This window comes from Pseudomonas sp. H1_F01 (genome assembly GCF_054681425.1).
The window spans coordinates 6638524-6658833 of the sequence record NZ_CP162823.1; the positions used below are offsets into that span (position 1 = coordinate 6638524).

Genomic DNA, 20310 nt, shown 5'->3' on the forward strand with positions numbered 1-20310 from the left:
GCCCGCGATAGAGGCGACTCGGTTTCTGAAGGACCGCATCGCATCCATCGCGGGCAAGCCTTGCTCCCACAAAATCCCCTCGCCACAAATTCGGTGTCCGGATTTAGCTTTGTTTCAGCTTACTGCGCCTGATAGATCTGGTCGAACACGCCACCATCGTTGAAGAATTTCGGTTGGGCGCTTTTCCAGCCGCCGAAGTCCTTGTCGATGGTCACCAGGTCCAGTTTCGGGAACTGCCGGGCGTACTTGGCGGCCACATCCTTGTCCCGTGGACGATAGAAATTTTTCGCGGCGATTTCCTGGCCGGCCGGGCTGTACAAGTGCTTGAGGTAGGCTTCGGCGATCTCCAGGTTGCCCTTTTTCTCGGCGTTCTTGTCCACCACCGCCACAGGCGGTTCGGCGAGGATCGACAGCGACGGCACGACGATGTCGAACTTGTCCGCACCACCGTCCTCTTTCAACGCCAGGAAGGCTTCGTTTTCCCAGGCCAGCAATACGTCGCCCTGACCGTTGTTGACGAAGGTAATGGTCGAGCCACGGGCACCGGTGTCGAGGATCGGCACGTGCTTGAACAGTGCCTGCACGTATTCCTTGGCCTTGGCTTCGTCACCCCCGTTGGCCTTCAGGCCATAGGCCCAGGCGGCGAGGAAGTTCCAGCGCGCACCGCCGGAGGTCTTCGGGTTCGGGGTGATGACCGACACGTCGTTCTTGATCAGGTCGCCCCAATCCTTGATGCCCTTGGGGTTGCCCTTGCGCACCAGGAACACGATGGTGGACGTGTAGGGCGTGCTGGCTTCCGGCAGGCGTGTTTGCCAGTCCGCTGGCAGGGATTTGCCCAGCTTGGCGATTTCATCGATGTCACCAGCCAGGGCCAGAGTCACCACGTCGGCCCGCAGACCATCGATCACCGCCCGGCCTTGCTTGCCCGAACCACCGTGGGACTGCTGGATCTTCACGCTGTCGTCCGGGTGCGCTTTCTTCCAGAAACTGGCGAATTCGGCGTTGTAATCCTGGTAAAGCTCACGCGTCGGGTCGTAGGACACGTTGAGCAGCTCGTAATCTTTGGCGACGGCGGAACCTGCAAAAACAGCACTGGCCAGCGCGGCCAGGGCATAACGACGAATGGACGACATGGTGAAAGCTCCTGGAATTCTGGTTTTCTTATGGCTTCTGGAAATTCGTTTGGCTTGTAGAAAAAGATCGCAGCCTTCGGCAGCTCCTACACTCAGCCCCCCGTAGGCACCGCCGAAGGCTGCGATCTTTTGTCTTTCTTCAAGACGGCTTATGACTCGGCTGCTGCAGCCGGAATTTTTCCTTGCGTTCGATCTGAACCACCTGCGCGTTGTGCACGGTGATTTCCACCGCCCCAAAACGCAGATCGCGCAATGCGCTCTGGATCTCGCGCAAGATGGTTGCTTCGTCCTGGCCGTCAACGCTACGTAGAGATGCACTCATGCTGCTGCTCCTTTGAATGAATGCCTGGCAGTGGGCGGCACTGCTTGCGGCGTGGGAGCAATACTAGATAAGTGCAGATATTCTTAAAAAGACTATTTAAGAATTTTTATATAACCAAAATTACAGAAAGTAGCCGACGTTCTACGGCAGGGGTGGTTAGGGGCTTTTTCCCTGCCAAACCCTCGGATATTTCCTTCAAAACGCCGGGCCGTTCATGAACTAGGCAGCGCTCTATGGCGCGGATAACCTCTGTTCGTCATCGCAAAAAACGGTGACACGGACGTGCAAGTCCGGCGGAGGACACAATTGTCGATGGCTATTCATCGGGCATTTTTTTATGCTCGCGAGTCGTTATGGCAGCTGTGTATGGGAGATCTTCGGGTCTGCCGGGTACTCCGACCGGTCTTGCACACCTATGCATAGCTGCCACCTCTCTCGACTGTGCAAGCGAAGCGGTGTTGGCTCCTGAAAACTTCGGAGTACAACTATGTTCAAGCCATCACCTAATCCGCCGCAAAACGGCCACAAATCCCGCGTCCAAGCGCAGGAAGAAAAAAAGCTCGATGACGCCGCCACCCGCGCCCTCGACTACTACCTCAACCCCAAGCCCGCCTCACCGCCTGAACCCGACAGCACCAAGCTGTTCATCGTCGCCCCTCACATCGACACCGAAACCCTGCTCGCCAACGCCTCCGAAGACCTGCTCTCCATCAGCACCATCGCCGCCGACCTGGCTGACGACGTGGATGACTCACGCCGCTGCGTCGCCCTGGCGATCAGCCGCATGGCCGATGGGGTGCAGTTGTTGGTCGAGCGGGCGTTGGATCATCTGGAAACCAAGGAGATGGCGGCGCCTGGGGCCAAGGGGTAGCGCTTGCATTGATGCAAGCTGAGCCGACGCCTTCGCGAGCAAGCTTTGCTCCCACAGGTCCTGCTCAAACAGATCTGAGGGGTGTACGACCGGGAGAACCAGGTCGGCTACTAGGCCGCCTCGTGGTGGACGTTGATCTCGGCGCCCCATTAACCACGCTGGCCGAACGAAGGCATTGCGCAGTGGGCATCCCGGCATGGATGCCGGGATAGCCGCGCTGGGCCATGGATGGCCCTTCGCGGCGGGCCCACGGAGCAATGCCGGAGTGAGGGCACACCGAGCCCAAGCGAGGTGCCGAGTGGTGGGGCAAAAGCGTTTTGCTTACTTTTGACTGGGCCGGCTTCCGGGCTCTTCAAAAGTGAGCCGCCGTCAGGGCGGAACCCTAAGCCGCCGTTACCGCAGCAACAGATATGCACTCGACCAACATCAATACCCCTGACGATCAAGCAATAACCGGCACCCGATCCCAATCCAACAGCGCCGCCGCCACGGGCCGGCCAAACCAGTAACCCTGCCCCAGCTCACAAGCCTGGCCAAGCAAAAAAGCCGCCTGCTCACGCTGCTCGATGCCCTCGGCGTGCACCTGCATACCCATGCTGTGGGCCAGGGCAATGATCACCCGGACGATCGCCGCATCATCCTCATCCCACGGCAACCCCGCGACAAAACCCTGATCGATCTTCAGCTTCTGCACCGGCAAACGCTTGAGCCGCAGCAACGACGAATAGCCCGTGCCAAAATCGTCGATGGCCAGGCGCACGCCCAGCTCCCGCAGGCGATGCATCTGCTCCAGTGCCACCTCTGGGTCTTCCATCACCGCGCTTTCCGTCACTTCCAGTTCCAGGCAACCCGGATCCAGGCCCGTGTCGTGCAACACCTGGGCGACTTGGTCATACAACTCGCGACGGGCAAACAACCGACTCGATACGTTGACGGCGACAAACGACAGCGCCACGCCGGCCTGCTGCCACTGACACATCTGCCGGCAGGCCTGGTCCATGACCCAGGCATCGACCTGGGCAATCAGGCCGGTACGTTCAGCGATGGGAATGAACTCGGCCGGCGACACCAGCCCCCGCGTGGGATGCTCCCATCGCACCAGCGCCTCGACACCGATCAGACGACTGGTCGCCAGCTCGTGGACCGGCTGGTAGTGAACGCGCAACTCCTGTTGCTGCAGCGCGCGCCGCAATTCGAAGGCAATCTCGACCCGCTGCTGGGCGTGGGCCGTGAGTTCTTCGGTGTACAAGGCATAGCCGTCGCGTCCGGCGTTCTTGGCCTTGAACAACGCCGAATCGGCATTGCGCAGCAGTTGCCCGGCGCTCAGGGCATCGCCGGGAAACAGGCTGATGCCGATGCTGGCATTGATGAACAATGCGTGGTCATCGAACCGCAGGGGCTCTTTCAAGGCATCGAGGATGCGCCGGGCCAACGCCGCTGCCTGGCCTGGCTGCGAGCAGTTTTCCACCAGCACCGCAAATTCGTCGCCCCCGAGCCGGGCCAGGGTCACCCCTGGCGCAAAAAGCCCGCGAAACCGCTCGGCCACGCCTTTGAGCAATTCATCGCCCACGTTGTGACCCAGGCTGTCATTGATGTTCTTGAAGTGATCCAGGTCCAGCAGCAACAGGGCACAGCCACGCTTGTGCAATTGCGCTGACGCCAAGGCCTGCTCGGTGCGATCGGAAAACAGCAGGCGGTTGGGCAAGCCGGTCAACGGGTCGTGATGGGCCAGGTAAGCCAGTTCATGCTCGGAATCCTTGATGGCGCTGATGTCGGAAAACACCGCGACATAATGGCTGACCTCGCCGCTGTCGTCGCGAATGACGCGGATCGTCTGCCATTGCGGGTAGATCTCACCGCTTTTACGCCGATTCCAGATCTCGCCGCTCCATTCGCCCTGGCTGTTCAGGGAAGCAAACATGTCGCGATAGAACTCCGGCCCGTGGCGACCGGACTTGAACAGGCTGGGGCGCTGGCCCAGCACTTCGTCCCGCACATAACCGGTGATCGCGATGAAGGCCCGGTTCACGTGCACGATCAGGCCGTTGCGGTCGGTCACCAACACCCCTTCGCGGGTGCAATCGAAGACGGCGGCAGCCTGGCGCAGGCGCTCTCGATCGGCGCCGTGCTCGCCCTTGGCGAAAAATCGCGAGATCCGCGCCCGCGCCAGGAAGACCAACCCGGCGCTGAACAGAGCCCAGGCATAGCCGTTGATCAGTAGCCAGCGTTGTCTGTCGGCGAATTGATCGAAGAAACTGGTCGATAAATAACCAGTCAGTTGCAGCCAGATGACTGACAGCACAAGATAAAGCAGCGCTACGCGCATGGCACTGCGTTGATAGACAGTCATTCGGCCATCCATGTCCCTACAAAGAGGTGGATTATAGAGGAAGAAACATCCAGCCACTCTTATCTGAAAGGCCGACTGGTTTTATCTGTAGGGCCGGTGATAATGCAACGGCTGTTTCTATCTTTATGAGGGCCCTACAGCCTATGTGGTACGAAGGTTTTCTTGGCTTGTCGGCCTGGTCACTGGTGGCAGTCACCCTGCTGATGACCCACGTCACGATCATTGCCGTCACGGTCTACCTGCACCGTTATTCGGCGCACCGCTCCCTGGAGCTCAATGCGGGTCTCAAACATTTCTTCCGTTTCTGGCTGTGGCTGACCACGGCACAGAACACCCGCGAGTGGACCGCCATCCACCGCAAGCACCACGCCAAATGCGAAACCGTCGACGACCCCCACAGCCCGGTCATAAAAGGCTTGTCCACCGTGCTGCGCAAAGGCGCCGAGCTGTATCGCGCCGAGGCGGAAAATCCGGAAACCCTGCGCATCTACGGCAAGAACTGCCCCGACGACTGGATCGAGCGCAACCTCTACAGCCGCTTCCCGCTGCTGGGCGTGGCGATCATGGGCGTCATCGACCTGCTGCTGTTCGGCACCATCGGCATCACCATCTGGGCCATCCAGATGATGTGGATTCCCGTGTGGGCCGCCGGCGTGGTCAACGGCCTGGGCCATGCCGTGGGCTACCGCAACTTCGAATGCCGCGATGCGGCGACCAACCTGGTGCCCTGGGGCATCCTGATCGGCGGCGAAGAACTGCACAACAACCACCACACCTACCCCAACTCGGCCAAGCTGTCGGTACGCAAATGGGAGTTCGACCTGGGCTGGGCCTGGATCCGGGTGTTCAGTGTCCTGCGCCTGGCCAAGGTCCAGCGGGTTGCGCCGATCGCCCACCGGGTCGAAGGCAAGGGCCACCTGGACATGGACACGGCCATGGCGATTCTCAACAACCGTTTCCAGATCATGGCGCAGTACCGCCGGCTGGTCATCGCGCCGCTGGTCAAGCAGGAACTGGAAAAGGTCGATCACTCGGTGCGTCATCAGTTCCACCGGGCCAAACGCCTGCTGTCGCGGGAAACCAGCCTGCTGGACGACCGTCACCACGTGCGCATCCAGAACATGCTCGAACACAGCCAGGCGCTGAAGGTGATCTACGAGAAACGCCTGGCCTTGCAGCAGATCTGGGTCAAGACCAGCAGCAACGGCCACGACATGCTCGCCGCCATCAAGGAATGGGTCCACGAGGCCGAGGCCAGCGGCATCCAGTCCCTGCGGGACTTCGCCGACCAGCTCAAGACCTACTCGCTACGGCCTGCCACGGCCCTGTAGGAGCTGCCGAAGGCTGCGATCTTTCGATCTTTCGCTTGAGATTCAAGCGTCAGGGGAAAGATCGCAGCCTCGCTCCGCTCGACAGCTCCTACAGGCCCAGCGGGGGCAATCTCTGGCCACAAGTTCAGCCCCCATAAACTGACCGGCTAAATCCCCCGCCCTTCGTCGCCTGAAAAGGAACTTCGCCCCAAATCCCCTATCTCAAAGAGCACTTCGCCATCCAGGCGGGTTTTGGAGAAAGCGCGTGCGAACCAACAGCAGTGCATGCTCTTTGAGATTTGTACCGATGGTCGACAAGAACCTACAGGATTACTCCCTACCTCATTGGCCCGAGGCAGCCCAGACGCTCATGGCGCTGATGCATGCCCAGGGTGAAGTGGCGCGCCTGAGCGAGCGTGAGCAGCTGTTCAGCTCGTTGCTGGTCAGCGTCAATGCCGTGCTGTGGGCGTTCAACTGGGAAACCCGCCAAGTGCTGTATGTCAGCCCCGCCTACGAGCGGATCTTCGGCCGCCCCGCCGGCCTGGTCCTGGCTGACTTCAACGAATGGCGCGACGCAATCTACCCCGACGACCTGGAATACGCCGAACGCAGCCTGGCCGAAGTATTGGTCAAAGGCGCCGTCGAAGACCGTGAATACCGCATCATCGCCGGCAACGGCCAGATCCGCTGGCTGAGCGACAAATGCTTCATCAACCGCAAGGCCGAGCCAGGGCAACCGGTGATTGTGGTGGGCATTGCCGAAGACATCACCGAAAAGAAGCTGCTGGAAAGCGAACTCCAGCGCCTGGCGACCACCGACGTGCTGACCCAAAGCAGCAATCGCCGGCATTTCTTCGAATGCGCCCACCGTGAATTCGAGCAGGCACGGCTACAAGGCATGCCCATGGCGTTCCTGTTGCTCGACATCGATGACTTCAAGGTGATCAACGACACCTACGGCCACCAGGAAGGCGATACCGTGTTGCAGAGAATCGCCGAAAGCGGGCGGTCCGTGCTCCGGCGCGGTGACCTGTTCGGGCGGATCGGCGGCGAAGAGTTCGCCGCGGTGTTCCCCGGCTGCGCCCCGGACATGGCGCTGCAAGTGGCCGAGCGGTTGCAACGGGAGATCCAGCGCCTGGCCTTCCGCAGCGGGGAACGGGGCTTCGGTATTACCGTCAGCCAGGGCCTGACCGGCATCACGGCCGACGACCAGAGCCTCGACAGCCTGTTCGCCCGCGCCGACGCGGCCATGTACGAAGCCAAGCGCCAGGGCAAGAACCGCATCATCGCGGCTTGAGTGAGTTGTCCCGCCACTGAACCCCTGTGGGAGCAAGGCTTGCCCGCGATAGCAGCGCCTCGGTGTCCACTTGAACCCGAGTTGCCTGCATCGCGAGCAAGCTTTGCTCCCACAAAGCTCGCTCCCACAGGGGGGTTAGGTGGTGGTGCTACTTGCGGCGCAACCGCATCAACTCCGGCAAGCCGATCTTCAGCAACCGTGCCGTGCGCCCCCGGGCCAGCTCTTCAAGTCCTTCATGCTCGGTCAGGTGGGCCATCTGCGCCGCCATGTTCATCACCAGTGCCTCGCGGGAATAAACCCCACCACCCAGGCTATAGGCTGCCGCGATCAACTCACGCAGCTCCAGCGGCAGGCGCCAGCGAGTGCGCAGCGCCGAGCCGAAACCGGCGCCGTATTGATCTAGGCAACTCCCTACTTCCTCCAACTCATCCAACTCGCCACCCGCCTGGGTCCACTCCTCCAGGCAACGCAACAGCGCCAGGTCGCCCAGGCGGTGTAACAGCCCCGCGCAGTAACAACGCTCCGGTTCCAGATCCAGTAGCCGCGCCAGGATCCGGGCGTACTCCGCGGTGTGCAGCGACAATTCCCAGTAGCGCTTGGCATAGTCCGCCAGACAGGGAACGGTGAGCCGGGCGCAGCGCTTGAGGGTCAGGCCGAGAATCAGGTTCATGCTTTGCCCGGTGCCGAGCTGGTGCAGCGCCTGGGCCACGGTCTGCACCGGGCCGCCGCCCTGATGCTGGGCAGCGCTGTTGGCCGCCGCAATCAGCACCCCAGTGATTTGCGGGTCGGTACGAATCTCTTCTTCCAGCAGCTTCAGATCCAGGCCAGCGGGGTTGAGGCAGCGCTTGACTGCCACCTGCACATCGGTCATCAGCGGCGCGCCTTCGGACAGATCACGCCGACGCTCCAGAAAAGCTATCAGGGTCAACCCCGGCCCCGGAACCGGCGCATCGTTGGAGGTTTCTTCACCGCCCACCAACAACCCCTGCAAACGCTGGGTCAGGTTCTCCCGGTTCAAGGGCTTGGTCAGATACGCGGTCGGCGCCAGCGGCAAGACCTCGCGCACGCTGGCGCTGTCGTTGCGTCGGCTCATCAGGATGAACGGCAACGGCGGGGTGCGATGCTGCTGGCGAAGGCCACGCAGAATCGCCAGGCCATCAACCCCCGGCAGCTCCCAATCGGCGATCACCAGGTCGTAGGGATGTTTCGCCAGCAAATCCAAAGCCTCTTTGCCGTCGCCACAAGTGTCCACCCGAGCATCGCAGCGCACACCCGACAACACCTGCTCAAGCAGCTCACGGGACGCCGGATCGGCCTCGGCGATCAACACACGCGGTACAGCGGGTAAATCCACAGCAGTCATGCAGCATGCTCCCTTGCCATACTTGCACCTTAGACCTTGGTGGCCGTTCCAGACAGCTCAAAATCCACCGGGCAGGTTCGCGGACATGAAAAAACCCGCCAGAAGGCGGGTTTTTGTGGATCAGCGCACAACCGTCACTCAGAGTTCGGAGAAGCACTCTTCGAGGATCGCCAGGCCTTTGTCCAGTTGCTCGTCCGGCGCGGTCAGCGGCACCAGCACCCGCAGTACGTTGCCGTAGGTGCCGCAGGACAGCAGGATCAGGCCCTTGTCGCGCGCCTTGGCCACGATTTGGGCTACCGCTGCCGCGTTCGGCTTGTGGGAGTCGCCGTTTTCGAACAGCTCCACGGCGATCATCGCGCCCAGGGCACGCACGTCACCGATGACCGGGTACTTCTTCTGGATCGCCTTGAGGCCGGTCACCAGACGCTCGCCCACCGCCTTGCAGCGGTCCAGCAGGTGTTCTTCTTCGAACACGTCCATTACCGCCAACGCCGCCGCACAGGCGATCGGGCTACCGGCGTAGGTGCCACCCAGGCCACCCGGCGCGATTGCATCCATGTACTCGGCCTTGCCGCACACACCGGCCAACGGGAAGCCGCCAGCGATGGATTTGGCGAAGGTGGTCAGGTCGGCGGCAACGCCCATCTGCTCCATGGCGAAGAAGGTGCCGGTACGGCCGGCACCGGTCTGCACTTCGTCAGCGATCAGCAGGATGCCGTGCTGGTCGCACAAAGCGCGCAGGCGCTTCATGAATTCCTTGGGTGCTACGTAGAAACCACCTTCGCCCTGTACCGGCTCGATGATGATTGCCGCGATGTCACGCGGCTCGGCGTCGTTCTTGAAGATACGCTCGATGCTGGCGATGGAGTCGTCGATGCTCACGCCGTGCAGTTCGTTCGGGTAAAGCGCGCGGAAGATGCCGCCGGGCATCAGACCCATGCCGGCCGAGTACGGCACGACTTTACCGGTCAGGCCCAAGGTCATCATGGTGCGACCGTGGTAAGCGCCGGTGAAGGCGATCACACCGGCACGGCCCGTGGCGGCGCGGGCGATTTTCACGGCGTTTTCCACCGCTTCCGAACCGGTGGTCACCAGCAGGGTTTTCTTGGCGAAATCACCCGGCACCTTGGCGTTGATTTTTTCGCACAGTTCCACGTAGGGCTCGTAGGCCAGGACCTGGAAGCAGGTGTGGGTCAGCTTGTTCAGCTGCTCGGTCACGGCGGCGATGATTTTCGGGTGTACGTGGCCGGTGTTCAGCACGGCGATGCCGCCGGCGAAGTCGATGAATTCACGACCTTCAACGTCAGTTACCGTGGCGTTCTTCGCCGATTCGGCAAAGATCGGGTGAATCTGGCCAACACCGCGTGGAACAGCGGCGGTACGGCGGGCCATCAAGTCAGCGTTAGTCTTGCTCATTACAGTCCTCATTCGCCGCTCATCGGTCGGCGTGGCTCAAGGAATACATGGCGGGGAGGCAACTGCGACAGCATGCGATGATCGACTGCCGCAGCGTTCCGGCCACAAGAAACAGAACGGGTGAAACGCGCAAAGGGACAGCGCTCTCGTGCCCTTTGCGCTTGAAGCAGATCAGATACCCAGGCAGAGGTATTTGATTTCCAGGTAATCCTCGATGCCGTACTTGGAGCCTTCACGGCCCAGGCCCGAAGCCTTGATGCCGCCGAATGGCGCGACTTCGTTGGAAATCAACCCGGTGTTGACGCCGACCATGCCGTATTCCAGGGCTTCGGCCACACGGAACACACGGCCCAGGTCGCGAGCATAGAAGTACGAGGCCAGGCCGAACTCGGTGTCGTTGGACATCGCGATCACTTCGGCTTCGTCTTTGAAACGGAACAGCGGTGCCAGCGGGCCGAAGGTTTCTTCTTTCGCCACTGCAGCGTTCTTCGGCACGTTGGTCAGGATGGTCGGCTCGAAGAAGTTGCCTTCCATTGCCTTGCCGCCCGACAGCACGGTCGCGCCTTTACTGACGGCATCAGCGATGTGTTCCTGCACCTTGGCGACCGCTTTGCCGTCGATCAAGGGACCGGTGGTGGTGCCATCGTCCAGGCCGTTGCCGATCTTGAGCTTGGCCACCGCCACTTTCAGTTTTTCGGCAAACGCGTCGTACACCGAATCCTGGATGTACAGGCGGTTGGCGCAGACGCAGGTCTGGCCGTTGTTGCGGTATTTGGAAATGATCGCGCCTTCGACGGCCTTATCCAGGTCCGCGTCGTCGAACACGATGAACGGCGCGTTGCCGCCCAGTTCCAGGGAGACTTTCTTGATGTCCTTGGCACATTCGGCCATCAACTGGCGACCGATCTCGGTCGAACCGGTGAACGACAGCTTGCGCACGATCGGGTTGCTGGTCAGCTCGCCACCGATGTCGCCGGCGCTACCGGTGACCACGCTCAGCACGCCTTGCGGGATCCCGGCACGGTGCGCCAGTTCCACGAGGGCCAGGGCCGAGAACGGGGTTTGCGAAGCTGGCTTGATGACCATGGTGCAACCGGCAGCCAGGGCCGGGCCGGCCTTGCGGGTGATCATCGCGGCCGGGAAGTTCCACGGGGTAATGGCTGCGGTCACGCCGATCGGCTGCTTGATCACGATCAGGCGTTTGTCGGGTTGGTGGCCGGGAATCACGTCACCGTAGATGCGCTTGGCTTCTTCGGCGAACCATTCGATGAACGAGGCGGCGTAGACGATTTCGCCCTTGGCTTCGGCCAGTGGCTTGCCTTGTTCCAGGGTCATCAGGCGACCGAGGTCGTCCTGGTTTTCGATCAGCAATTCGTACCAGCGGCGCAGCTTGTTGGCGCGCTCCTTGGCGGTCAGTGCACGCCAGGCCGGCAGTGCCTTGTCGGCGGCTTCAATCGCCCGGCGGGTTTCGGCGGCGCCCATTTTCGGCACAGTGCCCAGCACTTCGCCCGTTGCCGGGTTGGTGACCTTGATCGTCTGACCATTGTCCGCATCGACCCAAGCGCCATCGATAAAGGCTTGTTGGCGGAACAACTGGGTGTCTTTAAGCTGCATGTCGGCTTTCCTTAACAGCACCGCGCACGCGCGGAGCGAATTAGATTTGTAGAAAGGCGCCTCGGGGGGCTGCCGTCAGGGAAATCATTCACCGGGCTGAAGCACAGAAATAACGCACAAAAGCACAGACGTGCGGTTCAGCACCCAGACAAGAGCGTTTGAAATCTCAAACGAATCCTAGGGCCGATAGGGGTGAAGGACAATAGGCTGTTCGAAAAAAAGAACGAAAAAAACGAATTTGCCCGTTTTTTCTGATCAGCGTAGCCGATGCCCGCCCAGCCTCATGAAAACACCGGCAAATCAGCAGCATGGACGCCCGCGATGCATATGAGTATCATGGCGCCCGCGTCGCACCAGTAGCTCAGCTGGATAGAGTACTGCCCTCCGAAGGCAGGGGTCGTGGGTTCGAATCCCGCCTGGTGCACCATCTTCAGAATCAAAAGCCCCAGGTCGCAAGGCCTGGGGCTTTTTTGTGGGCGCTGATCTTACTCAACGCTTGCGCAACGCCTCCAACCGCGCCGGCAAGTCCTCCTCGGGAAAGCGCTGATGCAGCGCCAGCAGCTTTTCATCAGCAGCCTTGCTCTCTCCCGCCTCGCGCAAGCGCAGTATCTCCAGCAAGCCTTGCTCCAACGATGGCAGTGCAGCGGGCGCGGGTTTGCTCATTTTCGCCGCCGACTTTTCCGCAAGGGTCTGGTCAGGGCTTGCCGGGGCTCGGGCCAGTTCGCCCTGGGGCGCCATGCGGATGATCGGTGCAGGGGCGGGCATCGCCGGCGGCGGTGCAGCGGCAACGGCGGGCGCTTGCCGATCGGCGGAAAACTCCATCGAGGCGGGTGCGGACAGTTCGTCGTGGGTCACGGGCGAACGCAGTACCAGGCCGATCATCAGCGCCACGCCGGCAACCGTGGCGAATGCCATTTGCCAGCGCGGCCGTTGGCAGGCCTGTAGCCAGCGCTGCCACAGGCTTGGCGCGGGCGTCGGGGCTTCACGGCGGGCAGCGGCCAGGATGAAGGCGTCCAGGGAGGCCGGCGGCTCGGCGCTGGCGTGTTGGCGGAAATGCTCGATCAGCACTTCATCGTCGGGGGCCGGGGTGTTTTTGGGGTCGATCATGCGGGTACCTCCTCGGCCAGCAGGCGATGCAATTTCTGCTGGGCGTAACGCAAGCGGCTCTTGACCGTTTCCAGCGGGGCGCCGGTCAAGGCGGCAATCTGTGGCAGCTCCAGGTCGCCGTGCAGGCGCAGCAGGAAGACTTCCCGCTGATCTTCGGGCAAAGCCTGCAATGCAGCGTCGAGACGCGCCTGGTCTCGACTCAGGGTCAACTGTCGCTCAGGGCTGCTGGTGTCGTCGGGTTGGACGTGAAGCTGCTCGTCGTAGCTGTCGTGCAACGGGTTGCGGACACCATGCTTGCGCCAGTGGTCGATCAAGCGGTTGCGGGCAATCTGGAACAGCCAGGTGCGAAAACTCGCCCGGCCTTGTGGCTGGGTGGTGCTGCGAATCAGGCTGAGCCAAGTGTCTTGGAACACTTCTTCGGCCAGTTCGGCCTTGTTGCTCAAGGACACCAGGAAACGGTAGAGCCCTTGCCGATGGCGGGCGTAGAGGACTTCGAAAGAAGCCCCATCGCCATTGCGGTAGCGGGCCAGCAGCGATTCGTCGCTGGGAGAATCAAGCGCAGCGGGCATGTGGGGGACGAACTCCTTTCGATGTAGAACACGGTCTTGCAGATTGCAGAGGACTCTGTGGGAGCAGGGCTTGCCCGCGAAGGCGGCGTGTCAGGCGAAACTGCTGTGCCTGAAACGCCGCCTTCGCAGGCAAGCCAGCTCCCACATTTTGGTCCTCGTTGTGCTCGGGATCAGCGCTTGGCCGCGGGCTCGAGGCTCTGGGCCAGTTCCACCAACTGCACGAACTCGGCACGCAGCCCGAACGGGTCATCACCACGGGCCGAGCGCGCCAATTGCGCAGTGTCCTTCAAGCTCATCGTCCCAGTGTAACGCCCATCACCCTTGAGCTGCTGGGCGAAGGCCGCCACGGCAGCCGAGAAACGCAGGTCATCGCTGGCCTTGTGTTCGTCCTGCACGCCCGCAATCGGATGCTCGATCAATCGACTGCTACCGCCCTCAGCGGGTTTGTAGCGTACGCGCAACATCGCCAATTCGCCTGATTTACCCTCCGATTGGGGCGTGCTGGCATAGCGCAGCGGCTCCAACCAGCCCGGTTGGCCTTTCGGGACAATTTCATACAAGGCCGTCACCGTATGCCCGGCGCCGATCTCGCCCGCATCGACCTTGTCGTTGTTGAAATCCTCACGCTTCAACGCGCGGTTCTCATAACCGAGCAGGCGATACTCACTGACCTGGGCGGGGTTGAACTCCACCTGCAACTTCACATCCCGCGCCACCACCGCCAGGGTGGAGCTGAGCTGGTCGACCAGGACTTTGCGCGCCTCGAGCAGGTTGTCGATGTAGGCGTAGTTACCGTCACCGGCGTCAGCCAATTGCTCCATCAGGTGTTCATTGTAGTTATCCACACCGAAGCCCAGCGTCGTCAGGGAAACGCCACTCTTACGCTGGTCCACCGCCATCTGCTTGAGGCTGTCGAAATCACTGACGCCGACGTTGAAGTCGCCATCGGTGGCCAGCAGGATGCGGTTGATGCCTTTGTCGATAAAGCTCTCCCGAGCCATCTGGTAGGCCAGTTCGATACCCGAGGCGCCTGCGGTGGAACCACCGGCGTCGAGTTGGTCGATGGCGTTGCGGATTGTCACCTTGTCGCGCCCCGAAGTGGGCTTGAGCACCACCCGGGATTCGCCGGCATAGACCACCAGGGATACCCGGTCCTGATCGCGCAATTGGTCCACCAGCAATTTCAGCGTGCTCTTGACCAGCGGCAGGCCTTCGCGACGGTCCATGGAACCGGAAACATCCACCAGGAAGACCAGGTTGGCCGGCGCCAGATCCGCCACAGCACGGTCGCTGGCCTTGATGCCGATGCGCAACAAGCGGGTGTGAGGGTTCCACGGCGATGGTGCCACCTCGGTGGTCAAACCAAAGGGTGAACCGTCGGTGGGCAGGGCATAGCTATACGGAAAATAATTGACCATTTCCTCCAGTCGCACGGCACCTTCGGGCGGCAGGCTGCCTTGATTGAGCAAACGTCGCACATTGGCATAGCTGCCGGTGTCGACATCCACGCTGAAGGTCGAGACCGGCGTTTCGGCGACGCTATGGATGGGGTTGTCCGGCAGTTTTTCGTACTGCTCGCGCGGCTCAGTGCGGTACCCCCCGGCGAGGGCATCGTTCGCCACGCTCGGGGCGGGCATCAATGTCGGCTTCATCGCCATGCGTTTGACCGCCGACGGGTGCATTTCGACAATCTCGCCTTGCGGCACAACACTGGGCACCACGGCTACCGGTTCGGACGGCTTGGCAGCCTCCCGGGAAGACAACCCACAACCGGCCAACGCCACCAGCAAAGTCACGGCGAAGCCTTGGGCAGCAGGACGCATAAAGGGAAGTGGACGGGACATGGGCTGAACCTCGTGAATGAATGATCCGTTCACAGAGTCAGACGCAGGGCGCATGGGGTTCGGGTTAACGACCAAAAGATTTTTTTGATGTGCTGAAAAGACTGCGCCGGCCACCCCAGAGTGGCCAGGCCGTTACCGCGATTGGAGCAATCGCCAGCACGTTGCAGCAGGCATTGTTAGCGGGACGGAATGCCCCGCAGATCATCGGCGATGAAGCCGCTCAAATGACTGGTGTAATAGTCTTCGACATCGGAGTTGCCTCTGTTCGTCAGCGCCCCCGTCATGCCTTTCAGAACCTCAAGTTGCCCGATCGCCCCACCCGGCATCAGCCCCTGGCGGGCCTGGGCAAAGTGCAGCACTTCGACACCGGCCTTCTTCACCTTGACCTGATAATTGAAATCGACACTGGCCAGGTACGTACCGTCGGCGACGATCTTGTTCATGAAACCACCTTGGGTGTCTTGAATACGGCGCGCATAGACGGCGTTGATGTCCAGCAGATAGTCAGCGGTTTCCTTGCTGGAGGCATAGCGATTGCCGTCGAGCAGGCGGACGATCAGGTCGGTGTGTAACTGGTCACGGACTTTTTCGTCGGGCAGGAAGCGTTCGTTTTTGCCGACGACTTCAACGTTGAACGTGTCGATCCAATAGGTGGCGGTCTCGGGGATCGCCACTGGCGCAGGGGAAATGTAGTAATCAGGCTTGGAAGCACAACCTGCCATAAGGCAGAGGGCCAGCAACAGGGTAAAAACTCGCATGTTTGAATTCGTCCTTGAGAGGTAGCGGCATAATGGCGGCTGCATTCTACGGCGTTTGAACACGCGCTCAAGTTGTTTGGCCCTGACGAAGTGCGGTCCCGTCTCACTCGATCCCAATGTCCACTACCGTTTTCCCCGCCCCACGCCCCTCGGCTACCTGGGCAAAGGCCTCATTGACTTGCTCCAGGCCAAACCGGCGCTGATCCAGCTTGATCCGCAGCTGCCCTGACTCAACCAGAGCGGCGGCCTCCCGCAAGATCTGACCATGATGCTCGCGCCCCTTGCCCGTCAGCAGCGGCATCAACGTAAAAACTCCGGAATAGCTCGCCCCGCGGAATGACAACGGCGCGAGGCTGTGTTGGCTCCAGCCGAGGCAACTGAGCACATGGCCGGTGTAGGTCTTTACCGCGTTGAAGGACGCATCCAGGGTCGGGCCGCCCACGGTGTCGTAGACGATGTCGAAGCCTTCGCCATCGGTGTACAGGCCCACGTAGCTGTCGGTGTCCTGGGTCCGGTAGTCGATGGCTGACGCGCCCAGTTCGCGGATGAAATCCAGGCTGTTGGCCGAGCCCGTGGCGTAGACCTCGGCGCCACGGGCCTTGGCGATTTGCACGGCCATTTGACCGACACCGCCCGCCCCACCATGTATCAACACCTGTTGCCCGGCCCGGACGTTGGCGCGATCGACCAAGCCTTCCCAGGCCGTGATGAAGGCCAGCGGCAAGGCGGCCGCTTCGCGCATGCTCAGTGAGCGGGGCTTGGGCGCAATCAGGCGGGCATCGACCGCGATGTATTCGGCCAGCGCGCCTTGGGCCCCGCCGATCCCGCCGGCCATACCGAACACCTCGTCGCCAGGCGCAAAGTCATTCACGCCCTCTCCCCGTTCAACCACCGTCCCGGCCAGGTCAATCCCCAATACGGCGGGCAGCGGCTGGCGTGCGTGGGCACCGCCTCCCGCCGCGATCTTGGTGTCCAGCGGGTTGATTCCGGCGGCATGCACCTTGATCAATACCTGGCCTTTGCCGGGAATGGGCCGGGAGATGGAACGGACAATCAGCGCAGCCTGAGCGGTTTCGGCAACGGCGGCGGACATGGTGTTGTTCATGACGGTAAACCTCCAATGAGTGGGCAGGTTCATAGTGCGAGGGAAGACGCATTCCGATAAGTGAGCAACAATGGATAGGATTTATTCCAGACAGAGGCTAAATCCTGATGGATCTGTTCGACGCAATGCAGGTGTTCGTGCGGGTGGTGGAGCGCGGCTCGTTCTCGGCCGTCGCCAGGGAACTGAACCTGGGCCAACCGGCGGTGAGCAAACAGATCCGCGCGTTGGAGCAACACCTGGGCGGGGCGCTGTTTGCCCGCAGCACCCGCCATCTCGCGCTGACCGATCAGGGGCAGCGCTTCTACGCCGAAAGCAAGGACATACTCGCCAGCCTGGACGCGGCACGGCTCAGTTTCGCCAGTGGGCAGGAACAGATCGCCGGCCTTCTGCGCGTGGCAGCGCCCGTCAGTTTCGGCCGCTTGTGCATTGCGCCGTTGGTGGGCGAGTTTCTCGCGCGTCACCCACAGCTTCGGATCGACTTGAGGCTAAGCGATCAGAACGAGGATGTGTTGAAGGAGAACATCGACCTGGCCATTCGCATCGGCGTGGTAAAAAGCGAAGGGCTGGTAGCGATTTCCCTCGGCGACAGCCCGCGCCGGGTGTACGCCTCCCCCGCCTATCTGCAACAGCATGGCAAGCCCCTCGCACCGGCTGACCTGGTCGGCCATAACTGTTTGGCGTTCACGCTGCTGGAGCACTACGACGTCTGGCGGTTCGACCAGGATGGCCGACAGCACAGCGTCACGATCAAGGGCAACGTTACCTGCAACAGCAGCGAGGCAATCCGGGAAATGGTGCTGTCGGGGCTGGGCGTTTCGCTGTCACCGCAGTGGTTGTTCGCTGCCGATATTCGCCAGGGAACCGTCTGCACCGTGCTTGCCGATTACCAGCCGCTGGCGCTTCCCGTCAGCGCCGTGTTCAGTCACGATCGACGCCGCTCGGCACGCACCCGGGCCTTTGTGGATTTTTTGCGCGAGCGTCTTTGAACAGCCGGATCAGGATCCACAGGCCAATGACGGTTGCGCAGCTTTCCCATGGCGCCCTGGAAAATACGCCGCCGCAGCCACGCCCACCGCGCCCATCACCCCGCAATAGGCCACGCACACCCATGGGCTCCACGGCACCAGTGCTATCAGCATCAGCGGTGTCATGCTGGCCCACAGGGCATAGGCGATGTTGTAGGTGAGCGAGATACCGGACACGCGGATCTTCGGTGGGAACAGGCTGACCATCACCGAAGGCACCGCACCGACCACGCCGCAACCCAGTCCGGCCACGGCGTAGGCCAGGCCCAGCCAGGCGCTGCCGCTGATCAGGCTGGCGTAGAGCACGGCAATGCCCACAGGCAGCAGCAGGCTGTAGAGCATGACGGTGCGCCAGGCGCCGATGCGGTCGACGATGAGGCCGGCCAGGACGCAGCCGATATTCAGGAACACGATGCCCAGGCTGCTCAGGGCGAAGGTGTGGCTGGCGGTCATGCCGAAGCTTTTCTGCATCACGGTCGGGGTGATGACCACGAACACCACCACGGCAGAAGTCAGCACGCAGGTCAGGATGGCGGCGGGCAGCAACGCCTGGCGGTGGTCGCGCAGGACCGTGCGCAGCGGCAGTTCCGCAGCACCTTCGCGATTGGCTTGCAGGGCCATGAAGATCGGCGTTTCGCTCAGCCAACGACGCAGCCAGACGCCGATCACGCCAAAAACGCCCCCTAGCAGGAACGGCAGGCGCCAGGCGTAATCGAGAATCTCTGCCGGTGTGTAGATCCGCGCCAGCGCTGTTGCGGTCAAGGCGCCCAGCAAGTAGCCGAAGGTCAGGCCGGCTTGGAGGAAACCCAGGGCATAGCCGCGATGATGCAGCGGCGCATGTTCAGCCACGAACACCCAGGCGCTGGGCACCTCGCCGCCCACCGCCGCACCCTGGAGGATACGCAGCGCCAGCAACAGCAACGGTGCGAAATAACCGATTTGCGCGTAGGTCGGCATCACGCCGATGAGCAGGCACGGCAAGGCCATCATCAGGATGCTCAGGCTGAACACGCGCTTGCGCCCCAGGCGATCGGCGAAGTGCGCCATGAGAATGCCGCCCAGGGGCCGGGCCAGGTAGCCGGTGGCGAAAATCCCGAAGCTTTGCAGCAAGCGCAGCCAATCGGGCATTTCCGGCGGAAAGAACAACTGGCTGAGGGTCAGGGCGAAGAAGACGAAGATGATGAAATCGTAGATCTCCAGCGCGCCTCCCAAGGCGGCCAGGCCCAGGGTCTTGTAATCGGATCGGCTGAATCGGTCACCGGGTAGAACAGGGGTGGCAGTCATAGGCAGATTTGAACGATAAGTTTGAGAGAGGGCGACGGCTCAGTCGTCGCGATCATTAATCACCGGTTCAACCGGTGGCTGGCCTGGCTCGGCGTCTTCGGCCTCGTCGGCAGGCAGGAAATCCTTGCGGCTCTGGGCGATGGCCCGGCGCATCTCGTCGCCCTTGGTGGGGCAGTTCAGGAGGCGGGCGATGCCGTCGGGTTTCTGCGTCATCGCCATCCTCCGGCATGAGTGAACAGGGACTCGATAGTGCTCGCTTTTGGCGCGTGATGCCAATGTTGTGTCGGAGCGTCAGCGCCATTGTGGGGGGCTGCGTCGCAGCCCAGTGGGAGCAAGCTCCCTCGCCACAGGGGTTTGTGCTGTTCGGGTCAGCGGTGGTAGCGGCGCACTACGCTGCTGTTGCGCAGGACGTGACCTTTGATTTTTTCCATCAGTTGGGCGCGTGTGAGGTCGGCGGGCAGGGCTTCCGGCGGCAGGTCCAGGGCGAAAAGCTGGATCAGGTAGTGGTGAGCGCTGTCGCCGACAGGCGGGCAAGGACCGATGTAGCCGTGAGTGTTCTTGCTGTTGATACCGCTCATGCCCTCCAACGAGGACTTGGTGCCGGCACCCGCCGGAATCTGCCGCGTGGAGGCCTTGATGCCGTAGTGGATCCAGTGGTCGACACCTTGGCCCCTTTGGCCGTCCGGGTCCAACATGACGATGGCGTAGCTGAGGGTGCCGGGCGGGCCGGCGTTCCAGCTCAAGGCTGGAGAAATGTTCTTGCCACCACAGGTGTTGGCATCACTGGCTGCTGCCGCCGTGAAGAGGCGGTCGTCCGACACGCCGGGGATGCTGAGGGTAAAACGCTCCTCGGCCTGGACAGCCCCTTGTGCGCACAGCACCAGGGCGACGGCCGCCAGCCAAGGGGAGAGAGAGTTCAATCGGGTCATACCGGGGCACCTT

The 20310-nt window shown here is 61.8% G+C and carries 18 protein-coding genes and 1 tRNA gene; 5 read left to right on the forward strand and 14 right to left on the reverse strand.

The window, feature by feature from the left end; all coding sequences use genetic code 11:
• Window positions 1-119 precede the first annotated feature (119 nt).
• Complete coding sequence (locus tag AB4O09_RS29765; protein WP_003196501.1) at window positions 120-1133, reverse strand: sulfate ABC transporter substrate-binding protein; 1014 nt, start codon at window positions 1131-1133, stop codon at window positions 120-122.
• Window positions 1134-1272: 139 nt separating this feature from the next.
• Entirely contained in the window at window positions 1273-1455 is a 183-nt protein-coding gene (gene oscA, locus AB4O09_RS29770; protein WP_003186967.1) for a sulfur starvation response protein OscA, read from the reverse strand.
• A 487-nt stretch (window positions 1456-1942) separates the two neighbouring features.
• Here oscA and AB4O09_RS29775 point away from each other — a divergent pair, with 487 nt between their 5' ends.
• A complete protein-coding gene (locus tag AB4O09_RS29775) occupies window positions 1943-2326 on the forward strand; it encodes a DUF6124 family protein (protein ID WP_003196498.1) in 384 nt (127 codons plus the stop codon).
• A gap of 442 nt (window positions 2327-2768) precedes the next feature.
• On the opposite strand, the gene dibA is transcribed toward AB4O09_RS29775, so the two are convergent.
• Window positions 2769-4676, reverse strand: a complete 1908-nt coding sequence (dibA, locus tag AB4O09_RS29780; protein ID WP_003196496.1) for a phosphodiesterase DibA — start codon at window positions 4674-4676, stop codon at window positions 2769-2771.
• A 143-nt stretch (window positions 4677-4819) separates the two neighbouring features.
• Between dibA and desA the strand changes: the two genes are divergently transcribed.
• Together desA and AB4O09_RS29790 are read left to right on the forward strand one after the other, a co-directional pair.
• Window positions 4820-6007: a delta-9 fatty acid desaturase DesA gene (desA, locus tag AB4O09_RS29785; protein WP_003196493.1), complete on the forward strand. Its 1188-nt coding sequence runs from the start codon at window positions 4820-4822 to the stop codon at window positions 6005-6007.
• 286 nt (window positions 6008-6293) lie between these two features.
• Window positions 6294-7283: a GGDEF domain-containing protein gene (locus AB4O09_RS29790; protein ID WP_027912073.1), complete on the forward strand. Its 990-nt coding sequence runs from the start codon at window positions 6294-6296 to the stop codon at window positions 7281-7283.
• Window positions 7284-7431: 148 nt separating this feature from the next.
• On the opposite strand, the gene AB4O09_RS29795 is transcribed toward AB4O09_RS29790, so the two are convergent.
• The 3 genes from AB4O09_RS29795 to gabD all read right to left on the reverse strand — a co-directional run bounded on the left by AB4O09_RS29795 (window position 7432) and on the right by gabD (window position 11676).
• Window positions 7432-8646 (reverse strand): response regulator, encoded by a 1215-nt coding sequence (locus AB4O09_RS29795; RefSeq protein ID WP_003196488.1) that lies wholly within the window; start codon window positions 8644-8646, stop codon window positions 7432-7434.
• A gap of 138 nt (window positions 8647-8784) precedes the next feature.
• Entirely contained in the window at window positions 8785-10062 is a 1278-nt protein-coding gene (gabT, locus tag AB4O09_RS29800; protein ID WP_003196486.1) for a 4-aminobutyrate--2-oxoglutarate transaminase, read from the reverse strand.
• A 171-nt stretch (window positions 10063-10233) separates the two neighbouring features.
• Entirely contained in the window at window positions 10234-11676 is a 1443-nt protein-coding gene (gene gabD, locus AB4O09_RS29805) for an NADP-dependent succinate-semialdehyde dehydrogenase (RefSeq protein ID WP_003196484.1), read from the reverse strand.
• Window positions 11677-12026: 350 nt separating this feature from the next.
• Between gabD and AB4O09_RS29810 the strand changes: the two genes are divergently transcribed.
• Window positions 12027-12103: transfer RNA gene (locus AB4O09_RS29810), tRNA-Arg, on the forward strand.
• A 62-nt stretch (window positions 12104-12165) separates the two neighbouring features.
• On the opposite strand, the gene AB4O09_RS29815 is transcribed toward AB4O09_RS29810, so the two are convergent.
• The 5 genes from AB4O09_RS29815 to AB4O09_RS29835 all read right to left on the reverse strand — a co-directional run bounded on the left by AB4O09_RS29815 (window position 12166) and on the right by AB4O09_RS29835 (window position 17059).
• Complete coding sequence (locus AB4O09_RS29815; protein ID WP_013692007.1) at window positions 12166-12783, reverse strand: hypothetical protein; 618 nt, start codon at window positions 12781-12783, stop codon at window positions 12166-12168.
• Complete coding sequence (locus AB4O09_RS29820; RefSeq protein WP_003196480.1) at window positions 12780-13352, reverse strand: RNA polymerase sigma factor; 573 nt, start codon at window positions 13350-13352, stop codon at window positions 12780-12782. Before AB4O09_RS29820 ends, AB4O09_RS29815 begins: the two co-directional genes overlap by 4 nt.
• A gap of 170 nt (window positions 13353-13522) precedes the next feature.
• Complete coding sequence (locus tag AB4O09_RS29825; protein ID WP_003196478.1) at window positions 13523-15196, reverse strand: vWA domain-containing protein; 1674 nt, start codon at window positions 15194-15196, stop codon at window positions 13523-13525.
• Window positions 15197-15372: 176 nt separating this feature from the next.
• Window positions 15373-15954, reverse strand: coding sequence for a hypothetical protein (locus tag AB4O09_RS29830; RefSeq protein WP_003196476.1), 582 nt, complete (start codon window positions 15952-15954; stop codon window positions 15373-15375).
• A gap of 103 nt (window positions 15955-16057) precedes the next feature.
• A complete protein-coding gene (locus tag AB4O09_RS29835; protein WP_013692005.1) occupies window positions 16058-17059 on the reverse strand; it encodes a zinc-dependent alcohol dehydrogenase family protein in 1002 nt (333 codons plus the stop codon).
• Between the two features lie 107 nt (window positions 17060-17166).
• Here AB4O09_RS29835 and AB4O09_RS29840 point away from each other — a divergent pair, with 107 nt between their 5' ends.
• Window positions 17167-18045 (forward strand): LysR family transcriptional regulator, encoded by an 879-nt coding sequence (locus AB4O09_RS29840; RefSeq protein WP_003196472.1) that lies wholly within the window; start codon window positions 17167-17169, stop codon window positions 18043-18045.
• 9 nt (window positions 18046-18054) lie between these two features.
• Here AB4O09_RS29840 and AB4O09_RS29845 read toward each other — a convergent pair whose 3' ends face one another.
• The 3 genes from AB4O09_RS29845 to AB4O09_RS29855 all read right to left on the reverse strand — a co-directional run bounded on the left by AB4O09_RS29845 (window position 18055) and on the right by AB4O09_RS29855 (window position 20297).
• Window positions 18055-19368 carry an MFS transporter gene (locus AB4O09_RS29845; RefSeq protein WP_003196471.1) on the reverse strand — a complete coding sequence of 438 codons (1314 nt, stop codon included), beginning with the start codon at window positions 19366-19368 and terminating at the stop codon, window positions 18055-18057.
• A 39-nt stretch (window positions 19369-19407) separates the two neighbouring features.
• Window positions 19408-19581: a hypothetical protein gene (locus AB4O09_RS29850; protein WP_003196469.1), complete on the reverse strand. Its 174-nt coding sequence runs from the start codon at window positions 19579-19581 to the stop codon at window positions 19408-19410.
• 155 nt (window positions 19582-19736) lie between these two features.
• Complete coding sequence (locus AB4O09_RS29855) at window positions 19737-20297, reverse strand: YbhB/YbcL family Raf kinase inhibitor-like protein (protein ID WP_003196468.1); 561 nt, start codon at window positions 20295-20297, stop codon at window positions 19737-19739.
• Window positions 20298-20310: the final 13 nt, after the last annotated feature.

Coding starts and splice junctions, on each gene's coding strand:
- AB4O09_RS29820 (WP_003196480.1), bottom strand. CDS start 13,352: ATGCCCGCTGCGCTTGATTCTCCCAGCGACGAATCGCTGCTGGCCCGC.
- AB4O09_RS29815 (WP_013692007.1), bottom strand. CDS start 12,783: ATGATCGACCCCAAAAACACCCCGGCCCCCGACGATGAAGTGCTGATC.
- AB4O09_RS29850 (WP_003196469.1), bottom strand. CDS start 19,581: ATGACGCAGAAACCCGACGGCATCGCCCGCCTCCTGAACTGCCCCACC.
- AB4O09_RS29775 (WP_003196498.1), top strand. CDS start 1,943: ATGTTCAAGCCATCACCTAATCCGCCGCAAAACGGCCACAAATCCCGC.
- AB4O09_RS29795 (WP_003196488.1), bottom strand. CDS start 8,646: ATGACTGCTGTGGATTTACCCGCTGTACCGCGTGTGTTGATCGCCGAG.
- gabD (WP_003196484.1), bottom strand. CDS start 11,676: ATGCAGCTTAAAGACACCCAGTTGTTCCGCCAACAAGCCTTTATCGAT.
- AB4O09_RS29840 (WP_003196472.1), top strand. CDS start 17,167: ATGGATCTGTTCGACGCAATGCAGGTGTTCGTGCGGGTGGTGGAGCGC.
- AB4O09_RS29835 (WP_013692005.1), bottom strand. CDS start 17,059: ATGAACAACACCATGTCCGCCGCCGTTGCCGAAACCGCTCAGGCTGCG.
- gabT (WP_003196486.1), bottom strand. CDS start 10,062: ATGAGCAAGACTAACGCTGACTTGATGGCCCGCCGTACCGCCGCTGTT.
- oscA (WP_003186967.1), bottom strand. CDS start 1,455: ATGAGTGCATCTCTACGTAGCGTTGACGGCCAGGACGAAGCAACCATC.
- desA (WP_003196493.1), top strand. CDS start 4,820: ATGTGGTACGAAGGTTTTCTTGGCTTGTCGGCCTGGTCACTGGTGGCA.
- dibA (WP_003196496.1), bottom strand. CDS start 4,676: ATGACTGTCTATCAACGCAGTGCCATGCGCGTAGCGCTGCTTTATCTT.
- AB4O09_RS29855 (WP_003196468.1), bottom strand. CDS start 20,297: ATGACCCGATTGAACTCTCTCTCCCCTTGGCTGGCGGCCGTCGCCCTG.
- AB4O09_RS29765 (WP_003196501.1), bottom strand. CDS start 1,133: ATGTCGTCCATTCGTCGTTATGCCCTGGCCGCGCTGGCCAGTGCTGTT.
- AB4O09_RS29830 (WP_003196476.1), bottom strand. CDS start 15,954: ATGCGAGTTTTTACCCTGTTGCTGGCCCTCTGCCTTATGGCAGGTTGT.
- AB4O09_RS29845 (WP_003196471.1), bottom strand. CDS start 19,368: ATGACTGCCACCCCTGTTCTACCCGGTGACCGATTCAGCCGATCCGAT.
- AB4O09_RS29825 (WP_003196478.1), bottom strand. CDS start 15,196: ATGTCCCGTCCACTTCCCTTTATGCGTCCTGCTGCCCAAGGCTTCGCC.
- AB4O09_RS29790 (WP_027912073.1), top strand. CDS start 6,294: ATGGTCGACAAGAACCTACAGGATTACTCCCTACCTCATTGGCCCGAG.